This is a genomic window from Bacillus sp. F9_6S_D1_P_5 (assembly GCF_054823925.1).
Genome location: NZ_JBTREW010000001.1, coordinates 329588 through 353184, shown reverse-complemented (window position 1 = coordinate 353184; position 23597 = coordinate 329588). Strand labels below are relative to the sequence as shown.

The 23597-nt window shown below is 33.8% G+C and carries 24 protein-coding genes, 3 pseudogenes and 1 riboswitch; of the genes and pseudogenes, 15 read left to right on the top strand and 12 right to left on the bottom strand.

Going from position 1 to position 23597, the window contains the following annotated elements:
• The first annotated feature begins 115 nt into the window (after positions 1 to 115).
• Entirely contained in the window at positions 116 to 1273 is a 1158-nt protein-coding gene (locus ACUXEY_RS01725) for a 1-deoxy-D-xylulose-5-phosphate reductoisomerase (protein ID WP_461299931.1), read from the top strand.
• 518 nt (positions 1274 to 1791) lie between these two features.
• On the opposite strand, the pseudogene pdxR reads toward ACUXEY_RS01725, so the two are convergent.
• Positions 1792 to 3171: pseudogene (gene pdxR, locus ACUXEY_RS01720) on the bottom strand (MocR-like pyridoxine biosynthesis transcription factor PdxR).
• A 136-nt stretch (positions 3172 to 3307) separates the two neighbouring features.
• Here pdxR and ACUXEY_RS01715 point away from each other — a divergent pair.
• Both ACUXEY_RS01715 and ACUXEY_RS01710 read left to right on the top strand, forming a co-directional pair.
• Positions 3308 to 4027, top strand: a complete 720-nt coding sequence (locus tag ACUXEY_RS01715; protein WP_210627670.1) for a type 1 glutamine amidotransferase — start codon at positions 3308 to 3310, stop codon at positions 4025 to 4027.
• A gap of 44 nt (positions 4028 to 4071) precedes the next feature.
• Positions 4072 to 4169: pseudogene (locus ACUXEY_RS01710) on the top strand (helix-turn-helix transcriptional regulator); the annotation flags it as partial.
• Between the two features lie 315 nt (positions 4170 to 4484).
• Here ACUXEY_RS01710 and ACUXEY_RS01705 read toward each other — a convergent pair.
• The 3 genes and pseudogenes from ACUXEY_RS01705 to ACUXEY_RS01695 all read right to left on the bottom strand — a co-directional run.
• Positions 4485 to 4574: pseudogene (locus ACUXEY_RS01705) on the bottom strand (tubby C-terminal domain-like protein); the annotation flags it as partial.
• Between the two features lie 342 nt (positions 4575 to 4916).
• Positions 4917 to 6038, bottom strand: a complete 1122-nt coding sequence (locus ACUXEY_RS01700; protein WP_461299930.1) for an AI-2E family transporter — start codon at positions 6036 to 6038, stop codon at positions 4917 to 4919.
• Positions 6039 to 6101: 63 nt separating this feature from the next.
• A complete protein-coding gene (locus ACUXEY_RS01695) occupies positions 6102 to 6350 on the bottom strand; it encodes a GlsB/YeaQ/YmgE family stress response membrane protein (protein ID WP_000539725.1) in 249 nt (82 codons plus the stop codon).
• 136 nt (positions 6351 to 6486) lie between these two features.
• Between ACUXEY_RS01695 and ACUXEY_RS01690 the strand changes: the two genes are divergently transcribed.
• The gene (locus tag ACUXEY_RS01690; protein ID WP_461299929.1) at positions 6487 to 6948 is read left to right on the top strand and encodes a GNAT family N-acetyltransferase; all 462 of its coding nucleotides are present in this window, start codon (positions 6487 to 6489) and stop codon (positions 6946 to 6948) included.
• Positions 6949 to 6986: 38 nt separating this feature from the next.
• A riboswitch (cyclic di-AMP (ydaO/yuaA leader) is annotated at positions 6987 to 7126 on the top strand.
• A 99-nt stretch (positions 7127 to 7225) separates the two neighbouring features.
• The gene (locus ACUXEY_RS01685) at positions 7226 to 7369 is read left to right on the top strand and encodes a hypothetical protein (protein ID WP_000945244.1); all 144 of its coding nucleotides are present in this window, start codon (positions 7226 to 7228) and stop codon (positions 7367 to 7369) included.
• 55 nt (positions 7370 to 7424) lie between these two features.
• Here ACUXEY_RS01685 and ACUXEY_RS01680 read toward each other — a convergent pair whose 3' ends face one another.
• Together ACUXEY_RS01680 and ACUXEY_RS01675 are read right to left on the bottom strand one after the other, a co-directional pair.
• Positions 7425 to 8180, bottom strand: a complete 756-nt coding sequence (locus tag ACUXEY_RS01680; RefSeq protein WP_461299928.1) for a class I SAM-dependent methyltransferase — start codon at positions 8178 to 8180, stop codon at positions 7425 to 7427.
• A 41-nt stretch (positions 8181 to 8221) separates the two neighbouring features.
• Positions 8222 to 8764 carry a CGNR zinc finger domain-containing protein gene (locus tag ACUXEY_RS01675; protein ID WP_461299927.1) on the bottom strand — a complete coding sequence of 181 codons (543 nt, stop codon included), beginning with the start codon at positions 8762 to 8764 and terminating at the stop codon, positions 8222 to 8224.
• Between the two features lie 112 nt (positions 8765 to 8876).
• Here ACUXEY_RS01675 and ACUXEY_RS01670 point away from each other — a divergent pair, with 112 nt between their 5' ends.
• A complete protein-coding gene (locus ACUXEY_RS01670; RefSeq protein WP_461299926.1) occupies positions 8877 to 10073 on the top strand; it encodes an MDR family MFS transporter in 1197 nt (398 codons plus the stop codon).
• A gap of 81 nt (positions 10074 to 10154) precedes the next feature.
• Here the strand turns inward: ACUXEY_RS01670 and ACUXEY_RS01665 are convergent, their stop codons facing one another.
• A complete protein-coding gene (locus ACUXEY_RS01665) occupies positions 10155 to 11069 on the bottom strand; it encodes a tetratricopeptide repeat protein (RefSeq protein ID WP_461299925.1) in 915 nt (304 codons plus the stop codon).
• 356 nt (positions 11070 to 11425) lie between these two features.
• Between ACUXEY_RS01665 and ACUXEY_RS01660 the strand changes: the two genes are divergently transcribed.
• Positions 11426 to 11806, top strand: a complete 381-nt coding sequence (locus ACUXEY_RS01660) for a hypothetical protein (RefSeq protein WP_461299924.1) — start codon at positions 11426 to 11428, stop codon at positions 11804 to 11806.
• A 76-nt stretch (positions 11807 to 11882) separates the two neighbouring features.
• Positions 11883 to 12122, top strand: a complete 240-nt coding sequence (locus ACUXEY_RS01655; RefSeq protein WP_087958920.1) for a DUF3923 family protein — start codon at positions 11883 to 11885, stop codon at positions 12120 to 12122.
• A gap of 118 nt (positions 12123 to 12240) precedes the next feature.
• Here ACUXEY_RS01655 and ACUXEY_RS01650 read toward each other — a convergent pair whose 3' ends face one another.
• The 4 genes from ACUXEY_RS01650 to ACUXEY_RS01635 all read right to left on the bottom strand — a co-directional run bounded on the left by ACUXEY_RS01650 (position 12241) and on the right by ACUXEY_RS01635 (position 15311).
• Entirely contained in the window at positions 12241 to 12789 is a 549-nt protein-coding gene (locus ACUXEY_RS01650) for a DUF2179 domain-containing protein (RefSeq protein ID WP_000938438.1), read from the bottom strand.
• Between the two features lie 199 nt (positions 12790 to 12988).
• Positions 12989 to 13402, bottom strand: a complete 414-nt coding sequence (locus tag ACUXEY_RS01645; RefSeq protein ID WP_166703293.1) for an ATP synthase subunit I — start codon at positions 13400 to 13402, stop codon at positions 12989 to 12991.
• Between the two features lie 52 nt (positions 13403 to 13454).
• Complete coding sequence (locus ACUXEY_RS01640; protein ID WP_166703292.1) at positions 13455 to 14783, bottom strand: hemolysin family protein; 1329 nt, start codon at positions 14781 to 14783, stop codon at positions 13455 to 13457.
• Positions 14784 to 14903: 120 nt separating this feature from the next.
• Positions 14904 to 15311, bottom strand: a complete 408-nt coding sequence (locus ACUXEY_RS01635) for a MerR family transcriptional regulator (RefSeq protein ID WP_000285637.1) — start codon at positions 15309 to 15311, stop codon at positions 14904 to 14906.
• 259 nt (positions 15312 to 15570) lie between these two features.
• Between ACUXEY_RS01635 and ACUXEY_RS01630 the strand changes: the two genes are divergently transcribed.
• The 5 genes from ACUXEY_RS01630 to ACUXEY_RS01610 all read left to right on the top strand — a co-directional run bounded on the left by ACUXEY_RS01630 (position 15571) and on the right by ACUXEY_RS01610 (position 20438).
• Positions 15571 to 16344, top strand: coding sequence for a glycosyltransferase family 2 protein (locus ACUXEY_RS01630; protein ID WP_166703291.1), 774 nt, complete (start codon positions 15571 to 15573; stop codon positions 16342 to 16344).
• Positions 16345 to 16457: 113 nt separating this feature from the next.
• Positions 16458 to 17225: a glucose-1-phosphate cytidylyltransferase gene (rfbF, locus tag ACUXEY_RS01625; protein WP_166703290.1), complete on the top strand. Its 768-nt coding sequence runs from the start codon at positions 16458 to 16460 to the stop codon at positions 17223 to 17225.
• Position 17226: 1 nt separating this feature from the next.
• On the top strand, positions 17227 to 18282 hold the full coding sequence (gene rfbG, locus ACUXEY_RS01620) for a CDP-glucose 4,6-dehydratase (protein ID WP_461299923.1): 1056 nt from the start codon (positions 17227 to 17229) through the stop codon (positions 18280 to 18282).
• 12 nt (positions 18283 to 18294) lie between these two features.
• Complete coding sequence (locus ACUXEY_RS01615; RefSeq protein ID WP_461299922.1) at positions 18295 to 19518, top strand: methyltransferase domain-containing protein; 1224 nt, start codon at positions 18295 to 18297, stop codon at positions 19516 to 19518.
• Complete coding sequence (locus tag ACUXEY_RS01610; protein ID WP_166703287.1) at positions 19515 to 20438, top strand: NAD-dependent epimerase/dehydratase family protein; 924 nt, start codon at positions 19515 to 19517, stop codon at positions 20436 to 20438. Before ACUXEY_RS01615 ends, ACUXEY_RS01610 begins: the two co-directional genes overlap by 4 nt.
• On the opposite strand, the gene ACUXEY_RS01605 is transcribed toward ACUXEY_RS01610, so the two are convergent.
• Positions 20407 to 21195 (bottom strand): glycosyltransferase family 2 protein, encoded by a 789-nt coding sequence (locus tag ACUXEY_RS01605; RefSeq protein WP_461299921.1) that lies wholly within the window; start codon positions 21193 to 21195, stop codon positions 20407 to 20409. The genes ACUXEY_RS01610 and ACUXEY_RS01605 overlap by 32 nt on opposite strands.
• Positions 21196 to 21521: 326 nt before the next feature.
• Here ACUXEY_RS01605 and ACUXEY_RS01600 point away from each other — a divergent pair, with 326 nt between their 5' ends.
• Entirely contained in the window at positions 21522 to 22406 is an 885-nt protein-coding gene (locus tag ACUXEY_RS01600; protein ID WP_461299920.1) for a DMT family transporter, read from the top strand.
• Positions 22407 to 22566: 160 nt separating this feature from the next.
• Entirely contained in the window at positions 22567 to 23583 is a 1017-nt protein-coding gene (locus ACUXEY_RS01595; protein WP_461299919.1) for a Gfo/Idh/MocA family protein, read from the top strand.
• The last annotated feature ends 14 nt before the right edge of the window (positions 23584 to 23597 follow it).

Sequence of the window (23597 nt, the reverse complement as noted above, 5' to 3'; positions counted from 1 at the left end):
TTTGACTTTCAAATAAACCTAAATTTCTCGTTTTATATAGCAGGAATTTCCACTTTAATTGTCCAATACTATATAGGTTTGCAGAAATACTCGAAACAACTTTGGAGGTTTTTTCATGGTAAAGTATATATCTATTTTAGGTTCAACAGGATCCATTGGCACATCTGCATTAGCTGTCGTTTCAGCCCATCCTGAACATTTTAAAATCGTCGGTTTAACCACAAATTATAATATTGATCTTCTTGAACAACAAATCGAAACGTTTCAACCTCACATTGTAAGCGTTGCGACAAAAGAATTAGCGGACACGCTTCGTACGCGTATTTCAACCAACACAAAAATTACATATGGAACTGACGGTTTAATTGCGGTAGCTACTCACCCTGATTCAAATCTTGTATTAAGTTCCGTCGTTGGTGTTTCGGGATTACTCCCAACAATTGAAGCATTAAAAGCGAAGAAAGATATCGCCATTGCTAATAAAGAAACTTTGGTTGCAGCTGGACATATCGTAACTGAACTTGCGAAACAAAACGGATGTCGTTTAATTCCAGTTGATAGCGAACATTCAGCTATTTTCCAATGTTTAAACGGAGAAAATAATAAGGAAATTGAAAAATTAATTGTTACAGCTTCTGGCGGTGCTTTTCGTGATAAAACACGTGAAGAAATGAAAACATTACAAGCGAAGGATGCTTTAAAACACCCAAACTGGCTAATGGGTGCAAAACTAACGATTGATTCTGCTACGTTAATGAATAAAGGTTTTGAAGTAATGGAAGCTAGATGGCTATTCGATATTCCTTATGAAAAAATTGATGTTATGATTCATAAAGAAAGTATCATTCACTCTTTAGTGGAGTTTATTGATGGATCAGTTATGGCACAGCTCGGTGCCCCTGATATGAGAATGCCGATTCAATATGCGTTTCATTACCCTACTCGGCTACCTTCTTCCTATGAAAAATTAAATTTATTAGAAATCGGTAGTTTACACTTTGAAAAACCAGATTTAGCGACGTTTCCTTGCCTACAATACGCATATGAATGTGGCAAAATCGGTGGTACTACTCCCGCTGTATTAAATGCAGCAAATGAAATTGCAAATGCACTGTTCCTTAAAAACGAAATTGCCTTTTTCGATATTGAAAAAACAATTTACAAAACAATTGAAGCTCATCATAACGTAAAAGAGCCTTCATTAGATGCTATTTTAGAAGTAGATCAATGGGCACGCCAATATGCACATCAATTGTTAATAAAAAAGAGCTAAAACAGAGCGTTATTATCAAGACCTAAATTGTAAAAGTCTTAAATAATAAAGGGTGATACATATTATATATATGTGACTAATATGTATCACCCTTTAACGGAACAACTATGATTGTTGCTTTTAAATAAAGTCGCGTTGTTTTGAATAAAGCGCGACTTTATTTAAAAGTTACGATGTTTGGCCTTTGTTAATTAAAGAATTCTAAGTGAATTTTAATCAAACATTTTTATAAAAAAAGAATTTTTATTTGAATAGAAAATAATCCATTTTTATTAATCTTTCTTTCAAAACGGAACTCAAAACCCTTATTTACCGTAAAGTAAGGGTTTTGAGTTCCGTTTATTACAATCCAATAATGGGTGCAGTAGAGATATGTGAAAACAGGTTATATCTTTACTTGTATTTCTAATCTGTATTTAAATCATGCTGTTACCTTTTACTAGAATTAAAATAACGTTTTAAATTACATAAAAGGAGTGGGATCTAGTTATAGCACTAAAGCTTACTCCTTTTATTATTTAAAACCATGCCTTTTTAAGTAATTTTACTCCTAAAGTAATTTCTTTGTGAGATAAACCTCCAAAAGCTAATTTAATAATTGGTCTATCAATATAATTATTAACAAAATATCTGGATGTCGGGCCTATCTCTACACCATTTTTATACGCCTGTTTTATTAACCAATCCTCTGATTTTTGCAAATGCACCTTTATGAGTAGATACAATCCTGAATTGTGACCGATAATAGTTATATCGTTACCGAAATGTTCGTTTAAGGTAGAAATTAAATGTTCCATTTTTTTTCTATAAATATTACGCATTCGTTTTATATGTCTATACCATTCATTCTCCTTCATAAATTTTGCCATGGCAATTTGATGTATCGTTGATGCTGTATTCTCAAAACCTTTAAAGTGTTCTTTATACTTTATTAATAGTTCTTTTGGCAAGACCATATAGCTTAATCGTAGACCTGGCAAAAATGCTTTTGAAAAATTACCGATATAAATTACCCTATTTTGATCAATAGATGCTAATGAAGGAAATGGGCGTTGTGTATATCGAAATTCACTATCATAATCGTCCTCTATTATATACCCCTTCTTTTTTTTAGCCCATTGAATAAGTTGTTGTCGTTGTTGAATAGACATGCTTACTCCATAAGGGCTGTGATGAGATGGGGTTACATAAATTAGTCTAGCTTTTAAATTACTTAACTCAGATAATTCAACTCCATTTTCATATACTGGGAGAAATTCAAAAGAAAAATGATGTAGTTTAAAAACTTCTCTAGCGCCCCAAAAACCTGGGTCTTCTAAAATAATGCTCGAGAAATCACTTTTTAATACATGACCAATATAAGTTAACATTTGTTGTGTACTACTACCTATAATGATAGATCCTTGATCCGTACTCAATCCTCTAGACTCTAATAAATATTTTGCGACTTGATCTCTAAGAATTGCTTCTCCAAATGGGTCACCATATGTATATAAAAGGTTTTCTTCCATGGAATGATTCACAAACCTTTTCCATGTATTTTTTGGAAACATTTCTTTTTCCACTGTATCTACTTTGAAGTTAATGGTAATTTCTTTACTGATTTGTTTCTCATCTTTTTGTTTAACTTTTTTTCTTCTTTGATATAAATTTGGTTCTAATTCATTAACAAAAAACCCCCTTCGATTTTCGCCACGGATATATCCTTCAGCTGCAAGCTGATCATATGCTAATAGTGTCGTATTTCTACTGACATTGAGTGAATCTGCAAGCTGACGTATCGAAGGTAACGATTCATCTTTTTTTAATACCCCCTTTTAAATGAGTAATTTGACATTTGTATAAATTTGTTTATATTTAGGGATACTTTTTTCAAAAGTAAACAAGAAGTTTTTCATATAGCCCTCATCTGACATGTGATTTTTTATAAAACTGTACCTTTATATATGTCAGTCAACATCTTATAATATTATTAATCAATTCACAAATTAATCAATTCACAAATTAATTAATTCTTTTAAAAAGGAGAAACAAATGCGCTTACATTTTATTATTCATGAAATATTTGAAGGACCAGGGGCTTTTCTAGCATGGGCAGAGATGAATGGACATGTGGTCAGTTATTCAAGAGTTTACGAACAAGAACCACTTCCTTATAATATCGAAGACATAGATTTACTCATAGTATTAGGTGGACCACAAAGTCCTAGTACAACGAAAGAAATGTGCCCGCATTTTGATGCAGTCGCAGAAATATCAGTCATCAAAAAATGTATAGAGGCTAATAAAGCTGTTATAGGAGTTTGTTTGGGTGCCCAGTTAATTGGTGAAGCCTTAGGTGCATCTCATGAACATAGTCCGGAAAAAGAGGTAGGAGCCTTCCCTATTACTTTAACTGAAGAAGGAAAAACGAATGAACTTTTCTCTCATTTCGCTACTACAAGTACGGTTGGCCACTGGCACAACGATATGCCTGGTTTAACTAAAAACAGTAAAATATTAGCGTTTAGTGAGGGGTGTCCACAGCAAATTGTGGAATATAGTGAACTCGTTTATGGTTTCCAATGCCATATGGAGTTTACTCCTGAATTAATAGAATTATTAATTCAACATTCTGAACAAGAACTAGAAAAGTATAAGGAAAATCGTTTCGTTCAGTCTCCAGAGCAATTAAAAAATAATAATTATACACCAATGAATAATCAGCTATATACTTTTTTAGATAAACTTACTAGCCTTTATCAGCTAAAATAAAATATTAATTATTTCACTAACTAAAAAACAGTTATATTAATCACTTACTCTATGGAAAATATAACACTTCTTTCAACTTACTTATGATATTGCAAAGGTTTTAAAAGCGCCTATCGAGACTCTGTTTTGGTTTGAAGAATAGATTAATTCTAGTACAAGTATTTGAAATTTTGTAATTGATATGTTCATGAGTTTTAATCAATCTGTTTTATAAAATCAACATTCAAACTTTTAACATGGGAATCCATTTTGATTAATTGTTTTCAAAATGGATTCTTTTTAGTGCTCATTCAAAAAGGATTTTCAAATCATTTCTAATCAAACCTTATTTCATCTCAACAGTTCTTTAATACCGATCATTGTTACTGTTTAAATCATAATTTTTTAATCTCCGACAAAGATTTTTTTGGAATAAACAGACAAAAAACTCTAGTTCTTGGATTGGGCAGTCTTCTTAAATTTCTAAATATGTCTTAAATAATTCAGTTGTTTTCATTTTCCATCTTACTACTTCTTTTCCTTGATAGTTAACCTTTATCCAATCCATGATTTCCTTCATTGCTGGCATCACTGGAAATCCCTCTTGATTCAGTAATATATATCTTTTGTTGTTATTCTCTATAAGAACCTCTTTTACCCTCATAGCACTTCATTCCTAAAAAATATTAACGGCTTGGTCTAAAGACAGCTCTACACCTCCCACTATGACCTACGTCCGCCAACTAGATTGCGCTTATTTTATGAATAATTCATATATATTAAACTATATTTTTAATAACTGTATAACTAACCTAATATGTATAAGAAAAGAGGATATATGCTCATATATTGAACATAATATCCTCTTACTAGTTTAGTCTATTTAAATAATACTGTTTTAGCCATTTTTTCACGTATTCAACTTAACAAATCTATAACTATGCGTTACTAACACTTTTAATATCGCATACCCTGGAATTGCTAAAATAATCCCCATAATCCCAAATAAATTTCCGGCAGTTAAAATAATAAAAATGATAGTAATCGGGTGAATGTCTAATTTTTTCCCCATAACTTGCGGAGAAATAAATTTCCCTTCTGCTAATTGTACGACCATCATAACGATAATTACTTTTAGAACCATTGCTGGCGAGTCAATAAATGCAATAATTAATGCTGGTGTAATTGCGATGATTGGCCCAACGTACGGAACGATATTTACAATCATCGCTAAAATAGCAAGTAGTACCGCATATTTAATACCGATAATAAGGTAACCAATTAATAGCATAATACCGATAAATAAGCTAACAATAATTTGTCCTCTAATATACGAACTAATCGCATAATGCATATCATCTAGTATTCTCATTGCTGCTGGTTGTCTTTGCTCTGAAATAAACTTTAAGAAATGATTCGGTAATTGCTCACCATCTTTTAAAAGATAGAACAATATAAACGGAACCATTACAAACGTTAAAACGACCTCTGTCACAGTGCTTAAAAATCCAGTTACATTTCCTGTTACTGATGATAACGACTTCGTAAAATCAACTGTATAGTCTTTTACCATACTCGCTACATCAATATTTAAATTCTCCTGAATTTTTCCTAGTAAATTACTTTCCCCAAATCTACGTACTGCTCGTTCAATTTCATGACCGAAATACGGTAAGTTATCTATTAATGCATCAATTTGATCTTTAATAATTGGAATAACCGTTAAAACTAAAAACACAAATAATCCAATTACGATTAAGTATATCGAGGCTATCGATACAATTCTTGAAACACCTTTCTTTTCTAAAAGTGAAACGAATGGATGCAAAATGTAAAATAGTACGCCCGCTAATAATACCGGGAAGAAAATTGTTTTTAAAAAGACGATAAACGGTGTAAAAACAAATGATATTTTTGTTAGTAATAAAATATTAATGAACAATAGTGCAAACCCAAGTAACACTGCTAAATAATTGTGTTCTCTAAAAAACTTTTTCAGCTTATCTCTTTTTCTTATATTTATTTTCTCCAACGAAACCACCTCTTCGAATGATGAAAAGCCCTTATTCAGGGCTTTTCATCATAATCTATATATCTATTTCTTTGCAGCTTTCACTACAAATGATACAATAAAAATTAACACGATTGCTCCTAATAATGCTGGCACGACATGAATCCCACCAAATGATGGCCCAAAGGATCCAAATAATTTACCGCCTAACGAAGCACCTAATAAACCTGCAATTATATTGCCGAACATACCACCTGGGAAATTTTTACCCGTTATAGAACTAGCAATTGCACCTATAATAGCACCAACTATTAATGTGATAATCCATCCCATCTTTAGTCCTCCATTTCTATTATAGTGTAATTATTTTTCATACTAAATTATTATGTAACTATTATAATTATTATATCCAATAAAGAAAAATGTTGTCAAATATATGAAAAGAAAGTCTAAAAGGAGGTTTTACCCTATGATTCAAAAATTAGTAACAACTTCTCACAACACTGCTACTTCTATTTTAAACATTCAAATACCCGCTTATGAAATTGAAGCAAAATATATAAATAGTACGGCCATCCCTCGTCTTTATGATACTGTAGCCGATATTCAATTATGTGATGAAATTTTTTACGGCTATTTTTATGAAGATACACTTGCCGGGTTTATTTCTTTTAAAATGGATGAAGAGGAAGTTGATATTCATCGTTTAGTAGTATCCCCTGATCATTTTCATAAAGGGATTGCAACTAAACTACTACTATATGTATTTGACATGTTCTCCCCTTCCAAAACATATATTGTACAAACAGGGAAAGAAAATACCCCTGCTCTGTCTTTATATAAAAAACATGGATTTATTGAAGTAAAGGATATCATATTACCTGATGGAGTGATTTTAACCTCACTAAAAAAGACAGAAAACAATAAATAGTTTGACTAACCTGATTATTTATGTTATCTTTTACTTTATAAAACCTTTTGCTGAGTCCAAATTTTGGAGCGGGGGAACCACTTTCGTAGCTATGCTACTTGGGGCGAATCTTTTTTAAGTAGGGAACTCTCACTTCCCGAGTCCGACAGCTAACCTCGTAAGCGTAATGGGAGGGGAAGGTGCTTTTTGCCTATGCTACACATTTTGCCTCCTTAGTTATAAATATGGGATCGATACCAAATAGTCACCTATATTTATAGAAAAGGAGAAATGTATTATGTTACGTTTATCTGATCACGCAATCAAAATGATGGAGCAAAGACTTCGACTTGAACAACACCGCACATATCAAGCAAATAAAATTGTAGATAACTTACATCACAAATACTTCTTTCAACATATTTTTCAACCGAAAAGATAAGTACTAACCTTTAATAAAATACAGCGTACACTGAAAAAAGCGTACGCTGTATTTTTCATTTTCTCGCCTTAATAATAAAAGTAGTCGGCACCATCCTAGCTTTATATAAAGAATAATACTTCGTAGAAGGTTCTGCTGTTTCTTCAGCAAATGAGCTAGCTGGTTCAGGCTCTTCAATCCTCTCAATTGTAAAACCAACTCTATTTAACTCATTTATGTATGTACTCATTTTTCGTTTATATAATGTCGCTTGTACATCCTCCCCTTTAAATGTTTCAAACGTAATAGGTGTTTCCACATGGTACGAAGACTTTAAAACAATTTCTTCTGTACCATACTGCAAATTTGAATATACTGGATGCTCCCAACTAAAAATAAAACTTCCTCCTGGCTTTACATATGAATAAATTAGCTCTAACGTTTTCCCTAAATCTGAAGTCCAACCTAATGCATAAATGGAGTACACAATATCAAAATATCCTTTCGGAATATCCGATTCCTCTTCCATTGCTCCGCATACTAACTTTGGATTCCAATGCTTTAACGTTTCATTCGCTGTTTTAATTTGTTCACTTGAAAGATCAAGACCCCATACTTCCTCTGCCCCATGCTCTGCCATATATTGCAACGAATGCCCACTTCCACACCCAATATCAAGAACCTTTTTATTTCTAATTGAATCGAACAAATGAATCTCATCTTCAGATGCTGTATACGGGCCGTATTTTGGTAAACAATCTACTTTAAAGAAATAAGGCGCAACTGTATCCCAACACTTTTTATTTAACGCTAACATTTGTGTACCCTTCATATTCTACATTCCCCCAACTCATTTTCTTCCCCTAATTTAAATTACACATTATAACCCGATTTTCCTTTTCTCTTCGCTCGGTAATTTTTCACTTTCGCTATCGTACCGCACGCTCTTCCTCCTTCTTCTCCAGCGTACATACCGCACCATCTTTTACTTCCATTTCGCGAATGATCATAAAATACCCAGCGACAATCTGGACATGCTTTTAACCTTCCCCAAAAATTTTCTTGAATTGACACTAAAACAATACTTAATAATTTTGTATATACATTCTCTTCATGCACAGGCCCATATGTAATAACTTTCATATCTTCCTTTACCTGTACATGAAATGGGTATTTCTCTAACCACTTTTGCAATGATCCTTCGCCTTCAATTGTCATCCGAATGTCTTCTCGAAAACTTTTTAATTCCTCTATCGTATGAAACGGAAACTCTTCATGAAAATGTTTGTTCATAAATTGCTTTATATCATCTTCGGTCTGCAACAAATCAATTGCTTCTCTCGTATCATTTGGTATTTTCCATGTATTTAAAAATTCCTGAATATATTCTAGTTCATTTGGTGCATTTTGATTCAATTCCATCCACCTTCTTCTTAAAATTTACTTTTTTCTGACTTTATGTATAATTATAATATAAAATAGTTAACCATCAAATAATTTTACTGGTTACAATATTAGGAGGAGTTCTATGAAAAGTTTCTCAATACCGATACGTTTCATGCTTATTTCTTCATTTTTTATGTCTTTTGGGTATTTTGCTGTATACGCATTTTTAGCTATTTATCTATTAACCTTTCTTCATTTTTCTGCTATCCAAGTAGGAACAGTGTTGACGGTTATGACAATCACATCACGAGTTGTTCCTTTATTCTCAGGATTAATCGCTGACAAAATAGGCTATATCATTATGATGATAGCCGGATTATCTTTAAGAGGAATTGGATTTATCACTTTAGGAATATGCTCTGATTTCTATACCATATCTATTTCTTCTGCACTTATCGGCTTCGGAACTGCATTTTATGAACCTGCTGCGCGCGCCATATTCGGCTCACAACCAGCTCATACAAGAAAAAATTTATTTACATATTTAAACCTTAGTTTTAATTGCGGTGCAATAATTGGACCAATTGCCGGGGGGTTCTTACTTTTACTCGATCCAATCTATGCTTTTTCTCTAACAGGATCTCTTATGCTGTTATTCGCTTTTATCTTTTACTTACTTAAAAATCACTTCCAAGTCACTACTGATAACACTTCTATCACATTAGGTATACGGGCTATCTTACAAAACAAGTCATTCCTTCTGTTTTCATTTGTCATGATTTTCTTCTATATTATGTTTACTCAGCTTACTGTCGCACTTCCACTTCATATGAAAAACATTAGTAATAGCAATCAGTTTGCTACACTCGTTATTACGATAAATGCAATAACAGGCGTCATATTTATGGTGTTATTCCGAAAACTATTTCATAAATACAACACACTTTCAATTATTAAATACGGTGTTTTATTAATGAGTATTTCCTTTTTACTCATTCCTTTATTTCAACACCCGTATTGGCTATTTATTTGTGTAATTTTATTTACAATCGGTGAAACACTCGTATTACCTAACGCTGATATCGCTATTGCAAATTACAGTAACGAATCCTATACAGCTACTTACTTCGGATTTTATCAACTATCACTCGCATTTGGTTTTATCATCGGTAATTATACCGGTACATCTTTTACAGCCAACTTAAGCGGAATGTATACACCATGGCTTATTTTCGGCGGAATAGGACTTATTGGTTTTATTTCATTACATATTTTAAATATTAAAAAAGGATTTCCTAAAGAAGATATATACTTATGTAATGATACGAAACACCTTTAACACATTACAATTGAAATAGTACCTTTAAACAAACGACCTATAATAAAAAATTCGACCGTCATATGTGACAGCCGAATTTTTTTATTCTTTATATTCAAGATGATTATGTCTTTTACAGCCAAATAAATAGCAACCCCCTACATAATCCGTTTCAAATTCTAATCCTGGAACATATCCAGATTTGATACGTTCTATCATTGTTTTATAACAATTATTCTCTTCTGTATATTCCTCAATTAACTCTTTCTTATCTTCTTCTGTCCAGTTTTCTTCTACTTCTTCATTCTGAACATCTTCTATTTCTGCTGTTTTCGCTTCGATCGATTCCCGTATAACTTCATTTATACGTGTGAAATTATTAGCTTTATATAAAGCATACACAAACCTACTAATCCAATTAGGGCTTTTCCAAACTTCTTTGTATCCCTTTTCGAACCATTCAATTGCTTCGTTATAGCAATTCAACTCAACATATAAATCTGCTACTTTAACTTCTCCTAAAAAATCATCAGATTTCCTGTTAAAAGCATCTAACTTCTCTTTCGCTTCTGTCGTTCGCCCTAAATCAATTAAACATTTTACATAGCAATACATGATATAGTCCGAATCCCCTGCAACTCGCAAGAAAAATTTCGAAGCTTCTTCCAGCTCTCCAAGGTTATAATGCGCTACAGCTACATTATGATATGCTTCATCCGATGGTTGAATCGAAATAGACTTTTGTAATACTTCTTTCGCTTCTGTCCACTTTTCTTGTTTTATGTAAATGTCCCCTAAAATGTTATAAGGGAAGTAAGAAGAAGGATTCAACTTAACAACTTCTTTTATCAATTCAAGAGCTTTAGCATCATTCTCTTCCTCATAAAAGTACATCCAAGCAAGATTATTGAGGGATTGTACACCTCTAGATTCATGTACTGCTCGGTGAAACAGTTCCATTGCTTTCTCATATTCATTTTGTTCAAACATTTCAATTGCCTTCTCGTTAATATTCAAATAACTACCTCCGAAGTGAATGAATTCATCTATTCCATATTCTTATTTTAATATGCAAAAATTGTAATTTCTATAAAAAATAAGTTATTTCGCCTATCTACATTTCATCATATATTTGGACATCCAATTTATAATACCTTTAGCAACACCGCTTTCTAACGAAAATATATACTTACTGTAAAAGTACTGATTCTCGGTTATAAGTAAACTTTCCTATTATCCACAAATTGGATATATAACCCTTTTCACTTTACATATTATGGTACAATTAAAAAGAGTGTTAGCTAAACATTTACATAAAACACTACCAGTCTAGCAATGCCAACATCAAAAATCAATTGAAATTGGGGGATGTTATGAAACAGAAAGTAGCTATACTTCTATTCACCGCAATCATATTATCCGGGTGTTCGACTATAGTAGAACATTCTTTAGAAACCGGAAACGGCAGTATTGAATTATTAACACCAACGATTACAACAAAAGATAATGTATTAGAAATTAAGACCGAGGGCATTGATGAAAATAAAGTCACTTTTATTTATGTTGCCAATACAAAAGTATTCGAACAAAAAATAAAGAATGGTGAATCCTACAAACTTGATATTACAGATATTAAGGATGCTCATAGGACAGACTACAAGCCACGAGTTCAACTTTTACAGAATGAAGATGATGATAAAGATGGAGAAATGGTAACCTTTAAACAAGTTAGATATACAGTTAATAAAAACTAATTTTATAGTCATTTCATTATAAATGTAACGAACGAAAATATACTTTTAACAGAGGAGAAATGTAAGGGGTGTTAACATGAAAAAACGATGGATTTCTTGGTGGATCGGTAACATATTTTGGATTATCATTTTTGGAATATGGGCCGCTATTATTTGGTTACGTGACGTTGATGGTGCTGGTGTTATCCAAACACCCGAAATTAAATCCATTTCACTTATCGTTTTATTAATCGCGTTTATCATACCGGTATTTTTTCAAGTTATATGGCTAATCATTAATTTGAGAATGAGTAGAAAAAATAATTATACGATTTAGTTTTTCAATTAACAGATAATTTTTTTCATAAAAAAGAGAGGAATCTACATCAAAATAGATTCCTCTCTTTTACATATGGGCTTATACTGCACTTTTAATGCAGCACTACTCCCCTTTTTTACGATGCATGTTCATCTTTCTTCTTCATTAACGCTCTTTTCTTCATCGCCTTCGTTAAATATCCGCCTTTAAATGAACGAATTTCATAAGAAGACATAAACGCTTTCGGTGCAATTTCATTAATAATTTCTAACAGTTCTTTTTCTCTAGAACGCTTTGCAACGATATCTAAGCGATAACGGATTGAATTAATACCTTCACCTTCAAATACTGTAACGCCAAATCCAGAGTGACGTAATTCATCTACTAACTCATTACAACGGTCTAGTAAACTAACTTGATACGTAATATAACCAATTGCTAATTTATTCTCTATATAACCGCCTAATAATAGTCCCGCACTAAAGCCAATGACATAGGCAACGATGTTCATCCAATTTGATAAATCTTGAAACACAATACCTAAACTGACAATGTAAATAGCTCCTTCTAACAATCCAACACCAGCAGCGGATCTTGTTTGATTCTTTACAAGCAAAATCGTACGGATTGTTAAAATGGGAACGTAAATAATTTGAAGCACAAAAATAAGTAACGCTTGTAACATTGGTATCCACCTCTTTCAAAAAGTCTTTTGTCATAATAACATACATAACCTTTAGAAATCGATGGGTTTTTTAAAAATTTTTTATTATTTTTTATACTATTGAAAAACGAAAAAAAGAAGCGTATTATATTTGTCGTTAATTTGATTCCTTTCATATTATCGCTAAACTAAAAAAGGAACCCCGATTAGGTCCCTTTCATCATAGCTCTATGTTTTTCGAAGCCTGTTCCCTTTGCTTCTCTTCTTCTTTCACTAACTGCATATTTGCATAAGCTAAATTCGCAATCATTAAAAAGTGACCACCTAAAATGCCTGTACCGAATGCCCACATTTCCATTTCATGCTCAATTTCATACATAATAATAGCTCCTAAAATGGCTGCTGCAAATCGATTTAAAATTCCTAATCCAGGAGCCTTTTCTTTCATTACGATACTTTTCCCAAGTTTCTCCACTCTGCGAGCTAATAACCAAAGGCAATATGCACTTACAGCTAATCCGATACCAAACCCTGTTACTTGTTTTCCAAACGGAGTAATCGTCCACATAAGTAGTAAACCACTAAAGATCACATACAATTGTAATCGATATACACGTAAGGCTGCTTGAATCAAAATATCCGCTCCTAATTTTGCATTTTTTATACTTTAGAAGAAAAGCAGCAACTTACACAGTTGCTGCTTTCTCTTCTTCTTGCTCCTCTTCCATCTTACGAATTTCAACACGTTTAATTTGGTAAGCGTCTTTTTCTAACACTTTAAATGCATAACCTTCCGCCTCAACGTGTTGTCCTTCTTCAATTTCATGATTTTGCATCATGATCCATCCACCAATTGTATCCACATCATCTTCTTCAATGTGTAATCCAAACAAATCTTTTACTTCTGAGATAAGCACTTTTCCATCAACAATTTTATGGTGCTCATTCACATGCTGAATTGGTGGTGCTTCATCTTCATCATATTCGTCACGAATTTCGCCGACGATTTCCTCCAAGATGTCCTCAAGCGTTACAATTCCAGCTGTTCCCCCGTACTCATCATATAAAACAGCCATTGGAATTCGCTTCTTCTGCATTTGAAGTAATAAATCGTGAATTGGAGTCGTTTCCATCACTTCAATAATCGGACGCATATACGTGCGAATCGATGATAAATCTTCTTTATCGTTGTTCATATATCGAATAAAGAAATCTTTTACATTGACCATACCGATAATATCATCTTTATCTTCTCCAAAAATCGGATAACGTGTATATCGTTCATTTTGGATTACTTTCATGTGTTCTTCTACTGAATCTTCCAGGTAGAAACCAATGATTTCTGTTCGCGGTACCATAATCTCTTTTGCAATACGATTATCAAATTCAAAAATGTTATTTACATACTTGTATTCAGCCTGATTAATTTCGCCACTTTCATAGCTATCTGAAAGGATAAGGCGTAATTCTTCCTCTGTATGAGCTACTTCATGTTCTGAAGCTGGTTTTAAACCGAATAAGCCAGTTACAACACGAGCTGAACCGTTTAATACCCAAATAAATGGATACATCACTTTATAGAACATCATTAACGGACCTGCCAATAACAACGTTACTTGTTCAGCCTTTTGAATTGCCATCGTTTTCGGAGCTAATTCCCCTACTACAACGTGTAAATACGTCATTAGCATAAAAGCAAGACCAAATGTTAATACTGATGAGATAGAAGGATTTATGTTCCATTTCTCAAATAACGGGTGTAATAACTTTTCAATTGTCGGTTCACCTAACCAACCTAATCCCATAGCTGTAACTGTAATACCTAATTGACAAGCAGATAAATATTCATCTAAATTTGTTGTTACCTTTTTCGCTGCTAAAGCACCGCGTTTCCCTTCCGCAACAAGCTGATCAATACGACTTGAACGTACTTTTACAATCGCAAACTCTGCTGCTACGAAAAATCCAGTAAATGCGATTAAAATCGCAACCATGACTAAATTAAATATTTCCAATGAATCCCCTTAGTTTAAAAAACTAAGGTGTCCACCTCCTGTATACTATAATGTTTTCTTATTTGTTTCTTAGAAAACATAGCCCGATACAAAAATTAAAGAGGTCGGATTTCACTTTTTCTATAATAATAGAGCAAGTGTCTGTATTAAAGCTGTCGTTTGACCTGATAAAGATTTCGATATTTTTTCACGTTGTGAATCAGTCAATCCATCTAAAAGCGGCTTTAACTCCGTTAACTCTGCTTCTAATCGATGAATATGGTCTGTCACTTCATTCACTTGTTTCGAAACGTGTTCATTGATACCGAGCAGCTTCTTCTTCTCCTCGATTTTCTCTTTAATCTCACAAAGCGGCATATGCATTTCTTTGCACTTCTCAATAAATTGTAATGTCTCAAATGCTGTTTCGTCGTAATAGCGATAATTAGATTGAGATCGCTCCGCTTTTAAGATTCCTAGATTCGTATAATAATCAATCGTTCGTTTCGACACGTGAGCCATGAGAGCCAACTGTCCGATTCGATACACCTTCCCAACGATCTTCCCCCCTTGTTTATATTACTACCATCATACAATACATAAACTGTACAGTCAAACGTGACGGTTTATTGTTCATAATTTACACAAAATTCCAAGATTCACCCTATTATTCCATACAAGTAATCTACTCTTATACAATATAATTACTAAATTATTACTTAATCACTACATTGTCTGTACCTTTTAACCTTTCTTATTTAAAAACATATCCTACTAATAATGATTGCTTGTATAGGAGATGATTAACATGAGAAAGACACTCATTTCTCATTTTTACAATGAAGAATACCTACTTCCATGGTGGCTTATGCATCACACAAAAATATTCGATCACGGCATTTTAATTAATAGAGGTTCTACAGATCGGTCAGTTGAAATTTGCAAATTATTTGCTCCCCACTGGGAAGTACGAGATTCAAGATTCCTTGAATTCGACCCCACTAATACTGACATTGAAGTAATGGAAATTGAAAGAGAAGTTTCAGGTTGGAAGATTGTATTAAATACTACAGAATTTCTTTGTTGTAATAATGTAGAAGAATTTTTCTCATCACTTCATACGTTAGGCCAAAATATGTATGCGATTAGAATGATTGTCATGATTGATAAGCATGATTACAATTATTCAAAACTAAGATATTCCATTCCTTTAGTAGAACAACGATATCACGGGCTCTTTCCTTATAAACCAGAAATCGGCTGCGCCTGGAGATTTATACACAACCATCTTGATGGCGCATATTTACCAGGCAGACATTTTACGCGGCACCAACCTATCGTTTATAACTCCCCTTCATTCATTTTTAAATTTTATTTTAGCCCTTGGAACGAACATACAAAGGCAAGAAAATTACAAATTACACCCACCCTCTCAAAAAAGGGCGTTCGATTGGGACTTCAAAAACAATATGGTCGGTCCTCTGAAGAACTCGAAGCTCGATTTTTAATGTTAACTAATTCAACACAGGATCTACGTAATCACCCTGAGTATCAACAATTATTCCCTAAATTCAAACCTTAATATTTCTCATCCTATCATGCTTCACACATTTTTACGCACTTAGTCAAAACGAAAACCATTTGCATACAATATGAATACTGTATATATTATATTTTTTATTTTAGGAGGAAAAAATGAAAGCTGTTATTCTTGCAGGTGGATACGGAACAAGGATTGGGGAAGAAACACATTTAAAACCAAAACCTATGATTGAAATTGGAACAAAGCCTATTTTATGGCACATTATGAGTTTGTATAGCCATTACGGCATTACAGAGTTTATTATTTGCTTAGGGTATAAAGGATATGCAATTAAAGAGTTCTTTCTAAATTACAACCTACACATGTCAGATTTCACGATACATTTAAAGGATAATACAATTACTAGCCATTCTCATCGTGTAGAACCGTGGAAAGTTACACTAATCGATACTGGTGTAAATACCGAAACAGGAGGACGAGTGAAAAAGATTCAAAATTTTGTTGGAGACGAACCTTTCTGTCTCACTTATGGCGATGGATTAAGTAATGTAAATATAAAAGAACTCATTGCATTTCACAAAAAACATGAAAAAATGGCGACTGTTACAGCCGTACAACCTCCTGGTAGATTCGGTTCTCTCATATTAGATAAACAGTCTGTCACATCCTTTCAAGAGAAGCCATTAGGTGATGGTGGATGGGTTAACGGTGGATTTTTCGTTTTAAACCCTGATGTTTTCAATTACATTAGCGGAGATAAATCTGTTTTTGAAACAGACACTTTAGTTCAGTTAGTAAACAAAAATGAACTAGCCGCATATCAACATACTGGTTTTTGGCATCCGATGGATACATTGCGCGATAAAAATAAATTAGTCGAGCTATGGGAAAGTAATAACGCTCCTTGGAAGGTTTGGTAATATGGCTTCATCATCTTTTTGGAATAAGAAAAAAGTATTTATTACAGGACATACTGGCTTTAAAGGCTCATGGCTCACCCTTTTTTTAACTTCTTTAGGCGCAGAAGTAATCGGATACTCCTCTCAACTCCCCTCCAATCCTAGCCTTTTTGAACAAGGTAACGTAGCAAAAGAGTGCACATCAATTCATGGCGACATTACAGATTACGATTCTTTATTCCATGCCCTAAAACATCATAACCCTGACATACTATTTCATTTAGCAGCCCAGCCGATCGTTACCACTTCCTATAAAAATCCTATCGAAACATTTAAAACGAATGTTTTAGGTACGGTTCACGTATTAGAAGCAGCAAAACAGATAGAAAGTATACGTGGCATCATTAATGTTACAAGTGATAAATGTTATGAAAATGATGGGAGCGGTAACCGTGCATTCGTGGAAAGCGACCGATTAGGAGGTTTCGACCCTTATAGTGCCAGTAAAGCTTGCGCTGAACTAGTGGCAACATCCTATCAAAAATCATTCTTCCGCACTAACACTCCGAATCTTGCCTCAGTAAGAGCAGGTAACGTTATCGGCGGCGGTGATTGGGCAAATGACCGATTATTCCCAGATGTCATTCGTGCATATTTACAAGATGCTACGTTAAATATTAGAAACAAACACGCTATTCGCCCGTGGCAACACGTATTAGATCCTTTACACGGCTATATCCTTTTAGCTGAAAAACTTTGGCAAGACGCCGAATATGCAGAAGCGTGGAATTTTGGCCCGATGAATGAACCTAACAGAACAGTTCATGATGTCATTCAATGTATCATGAAATTATGGAATCAACCATTAACAGTCCTTTCTCCCCATACAACTACGCCTTATGAAGCGCCAATTTTAACACTTGATAGTACAAAAGCAGTAAATAAACTCGGTTGGACTCCTAAGTTATCAACAGATTATTCTATCACTTGGACTGTTGATTGGTACAAAAAATATGCATCTGGTGAAAATATGGAATCTTTCACGCGACAACAAATCGATGCATTCAAAAATTTATAAGGGGGCTATAAAATGGAACAGAAAAAATGCCGTTTTTGCCACTCATTATTAACAAATACTTTTTTAGATTTAGGAGTTTCCCCTCTCGCAAACTCATTTGTCGCTCCAGAACACTCATATAAAATGGAACCATTTTATCCGCTGCACACGTTTGTCTGTCCCTCTTGTTTACTTGTACAATTAGATGAATTTGAATCTCCTCACAATATTTTTCATGACTATTTATACTTCAGTTCTTACTCATCAAGCTGGCTACTACACGCTAAGCAATATGTAGAAATGGCAATTAAGCGTTTTAACTTAACAAACCATTCAAAAGTAATTGAAATCGCGAGTAACGACGGGTACTTATTACAATACTTTCAAAAAGAACATATCGAAACGTTAGGAATTGAACCAGCAAAAAATGTAGCAGAAATCGCTATCAAAAAAGGAATTCCTACTGAAGTGAACTTTTTCAGCAATGACTTAGCAAAAAAATTACCACAAGCTGATTTAATCATCGCAAATAACGTATTGGCACACGTCCCGAACTTACATGATTTTGTCGCTGGTTTAAAAACGTTATTAAAACAAGACGGAACAATAACAATTGAATTCCCGCACTTATTAAATCTCATATCCTTTAAACAGTTTGATACGATCTACCATGAGCACTTCTCCTATTTCTCACTTATAAGTCTTCAAAAAGTTTTAGCTCATCATCATTTACAAATTGTCGATGTAGAAGAGCTTGCAACGCACGGTGGTTCCTTACGTATTTTTGTAAAACATCATAGTGAAACATCCACTATCCATTCCAGTGTTACAAAATTAATCCAAAAAGAAGTAGATAACGGGCTAAATACATTAGATTGCTATCTCCTTTTTTCTAAACGCATTGAACAATTGAAAATAAATATTTTACAGTTTTTTATCGAAGCAAAAGCTTTAAACAAACAAATTATCGGTTACGGTGCTCCAGCAAAAGGAAACACCCTTTTAAACTATTGCGGGATAGGAAAAGAGTTTCTAGCTTATACCGTAGATAAAAACCCTCACAAACAAAATCTCCTATTGCCAGGAACACGCATTCCAATAAAATCTCCAGAAGAAATAAAGCACACAAAACCTGATTACATTCTCATACTCCCTTGGAATTTGAAAGATGAAATTATGAAAGAATGCTCTTTCATTCGTGAATGGGGCGGCAAATTTTTAGTAACAATTCCAGAAGTTGAGGTCATTGAGCCATGAAAAAAATTCTTGTAACAGGCGGTAGCGGATGGATTGGTAAATATGTTGTAAATTCTCTTATACAAAAGGGTTATGAAGTGCACGCCACTTACAATACAAATAAGCCTTCTCACATCTCTTGTCACTGGCATAAAGTAAACTTACTTTGCGATGAAGAAGTAAAGAAACTCATTTACGACATGAAGCCTAGTCATCTCATTCATTTAGCTTGGGAAGCAGTGCCGCCAGCTTGTTATGTATCTATTAATAATTACTATTGGCTTACATCCAGCATCTCATTAATTCAACACTTCACAACGTGCGGCGGAAAGCGAGTCGTTGTTGCCGGTACTGGCGCAGAGTATGAATGGTTTAACGGTGTATTATTTGAAGATTCACCGCTTCTTTCTTATAAAACACCGTATTCATTATGTAAAAATGCACTACACTCTTGGCTACAAACGTACGTACAACAAACAGGCCTCAGCATGTGTTGGGGCCGCATTTTTCATATGTATGGCCCTCACGAACAAGGGAATCGGCTCGTTTCTAACATTATCACTTCCTTATTACAAAATAAGGAAGCACTATGTACACACGGAAAACAATCAAGAGATTTCCTCCATGTGAGCGACGTCGCTCATGCTCTCGTAACAGTATTAGAACACGACGTTACAGGCACAATCAATATCGCTTCTGGTCAATCTGTACAAATTAAAGAATTAGCTTCTATCATCGCTAAAAAGATAGGAAAAGAACATCTAATTAAATTAGGTGCGATCCCTTTCTCTAAAGATGAACCTTTATTCGTCGGCGTTAATGTAGAACGTTTGAAATTTGAAGTAAACTGGAAACCAACATATGATCTAAATACAGGAATCGAAGAAACAATTTTATGGTGGGAATCATTTATAAAAAAGCATAACGATACGCATCACTAAAACGTAAATCCTTCGTCCCTCTTGCTAAATCTTTATACCATTCTTCTAATCTTTCCGGCGTAATAATATGATGCGTACCCATTCCCCCATGCTTACTAGCTTCAGAAAGAGTCGGACCAATTTGTAACTTTCTCTTTCTCATCGCATCGTTCCACGGGCTGAAACCAAACCATGCAATACACGCTAGTGGCGGGTAAATCATAGATTCATGTGCAGATAAATGTCTTCCAACCGTATAACTTCCATGTTCATGATTATGAATAAATCTACCTCTTCTCCACAACGGCCAATCTTCTGGTAAATAACCGTGAAATCGCTGTTTCATTAAAGGTAGTCCAAAGTTAAGGTCCGGATAATTGTAGGTAGGATCATCAACCATAATAAGGCCTTCCAGCCAATACATCCTCCCTCCTAATTCATTCAGTGATTTCCAAAACTGATTTTTATCTTGCACACAAAGAAACTCGGTCGTATTTAAAATCATTTTCCATCCTTGTACTTCTTGTTCTACCCTCATTACTTCATGATCTGTCGCATATGCATCAAACTCTGGATTTATAGAATCTCGCACTTCCCAATGCGGTGCGAATTTTTTACAAATCTCAACCGAACGATCTGTTGAACCTTTATTAATTAAAATGCCATGATCAAACAGTTTCGTATGATGAGCAAGCCACCACGGTAATAAATACTCTTCGTTATAAAAATGAGAAATAACGGTTGTAGTAATGTAAATCTCCTCCTCATTCTCTATCAATCTATTTTTTCATCCTACACTTACTATACTTATCAGTTATGTAATTGGTTTCTTTTATTTTAAAAATATGTTTTTCTACCATATACTATGCTTTCTTAAACAAGCAGCATTTTCTAAAGAAACATCCCAATAAACTGAAAATTAAGTTATAATATCATTATAAAATATGAAGGAGGAATGCACTCATGTACTACAACACTTCATTCGAAAACGATCAACCTGTAGGCCGTCTATAAAAAACTAAGGCGGGCATTCATATAACACATAACACTATGCCTCGTCTTAGGGAACTCATCATACCCTAAAAATAGACGGAGGTACTTTACATGAAACAAACAATTTTAGGAGCTATATGTTTATCATTAGCAGCTAGTATATGGGGCGGTATGTATGTTGTTAGCAAATATGTACTCGACTTTATCCCACCGCTGACACTCGTTTGGCTACGCTTTATCATTGCTTTTGTTGTTTTATATGCAATTTTGAAAATAGCTGAGAAAGAGCAAAAGAAAAAAGTAACTATTCGTAAAAAAGATTGGCTATTATTCGCTTGGATTGGATTTATCGGCTATTTCATTTCAATTACATGTCAATTTATCGGTACAAAACTATCTGACGCTCATACAGGATCGTTAGTAACATCTGCTACACCTGCATTTATGGTTATATTTGCAGCGATCATTTTAAAAGAAAAGCTAACCGCTCGTAGACTGCTATCTACTATCATAGCGACAGTCGGTGTCATTATCGTCATTGGATGGGATATTGAAATTGGCTCCTATTTTATCGGTACGATTATATTAGGCGGGGCCGCTATTACGTGGGCTTTACTATCTATTTATGTGAAGATTGCTTCAGCTCGATTTTCATCTTTAGTGATTACAACGTATGCCATATTCTTTTCACTCTTTTTCATTACACCTTTTATGCTATGGGAACTACAATCAACCTCTATCGAAACAGTAAATACGTACGTAATATTAGGCGTAGTATATTTAGGAGTGGTCTCAACAGCAGGTGCCTTTTTCCTTTGGAATAAAGGATTAGAATTAATGGACGCAAGCATCGGATCGTTATTTTTCTTCTTCCAACCTATCGTTGGATCATTGCTCGGTTGGTTGCTCTTAAATGAAATATTAAGCAGTAACTTTTTTATTGGTGGTATTCTTATTATATGTAGTGTTTTTATTACTACTTTTGAAAAGAAATGAAAAAACAGGCAGAGATTAATTTATAGAGATAATAATGTCATTAAAAGACGCTAACCATGTTCTGGAATAAAGAAGGAAATTGAAAAATACACCTTAAACTTTAAAAATATTGCAGAAAAGAGAAGGATTACAGAATCAGTAATTATAGGGAGGCTAAGCAATGAGAGTAGGAATTATAGGAGGTGGCTTTGGTTTAACCGTTCAAGCACCTATAATAAATACTCATCCTAGGATGAAGGTTTCTGCTGTGAGCACAATGATGCGTCATCAATTGCCAAAAGAGTTATCTACCGGAGACAATTCTCCAGTTCATTACACAGACTGGACTAAAATGTTAGATTTAGAAATGTTGGACCTTGTATTTGTTAGTTCTCTTCCGATTTATCATTTTGAAATGGTCAAATACGCATTAAACAGAAATATAAATATAGTATGTGAGAAACCTTTTACAATGAATAGTGGGGAATCAGAAGAGTTGCTAAGGTTGTCTAAGGAAACTAACGCAAAGGTATTTATTGATTTTGAATGGCGATATCATCCTGCTCGCCAAAAGGTCAAAGAACTTATAAAAGAAGTTGGTGACATCCTTCATTTTGAATATCATATTTCTTCCTCTCAATATCAAAACCTTCAAACTAAAAACAAGGGTTGGATGGGAGAAAAACAGAAGTTTGGCGGAATGTTAGGAGCACTAGGAACACATATGATTGATTGTCTTAGATGGCTCATTCAGGACAAAATTATAACCATCAACAGTTTAATACACACTCACGTCCCAGAAGGGCCAGAAGAACTTAGAGATTCTGATGATGCCTTTTTTATTCATGGAAAAATGGAAGGGAATTGTACCTTTTCAATTCAACTTGTCTCAGGAATTCATCACGGATTTGGTTCAAACTTAAAAGTATTTGGAAGTCTTGGAACCATTAACTTAATTGATGATAAAACACTGTTTTTTGGCAAAGCAGGTGAAAGCCTAGAAGAAATAAAAGTTGAAACATATGGCCAAACCATTCCAACTTTATCGTTAGAGGCAAAAGCTTATTATCCAGCATTTTATCCTTTTTTAGATAAAGTTTACGAGAATATTATTTTTAATAAATTAGACAAGGATTTACCAACCATTGTAGATGGGTATGAAAATCAAATAATTATAGATAACGTACTATCAAATTAAATTTATTATCAATA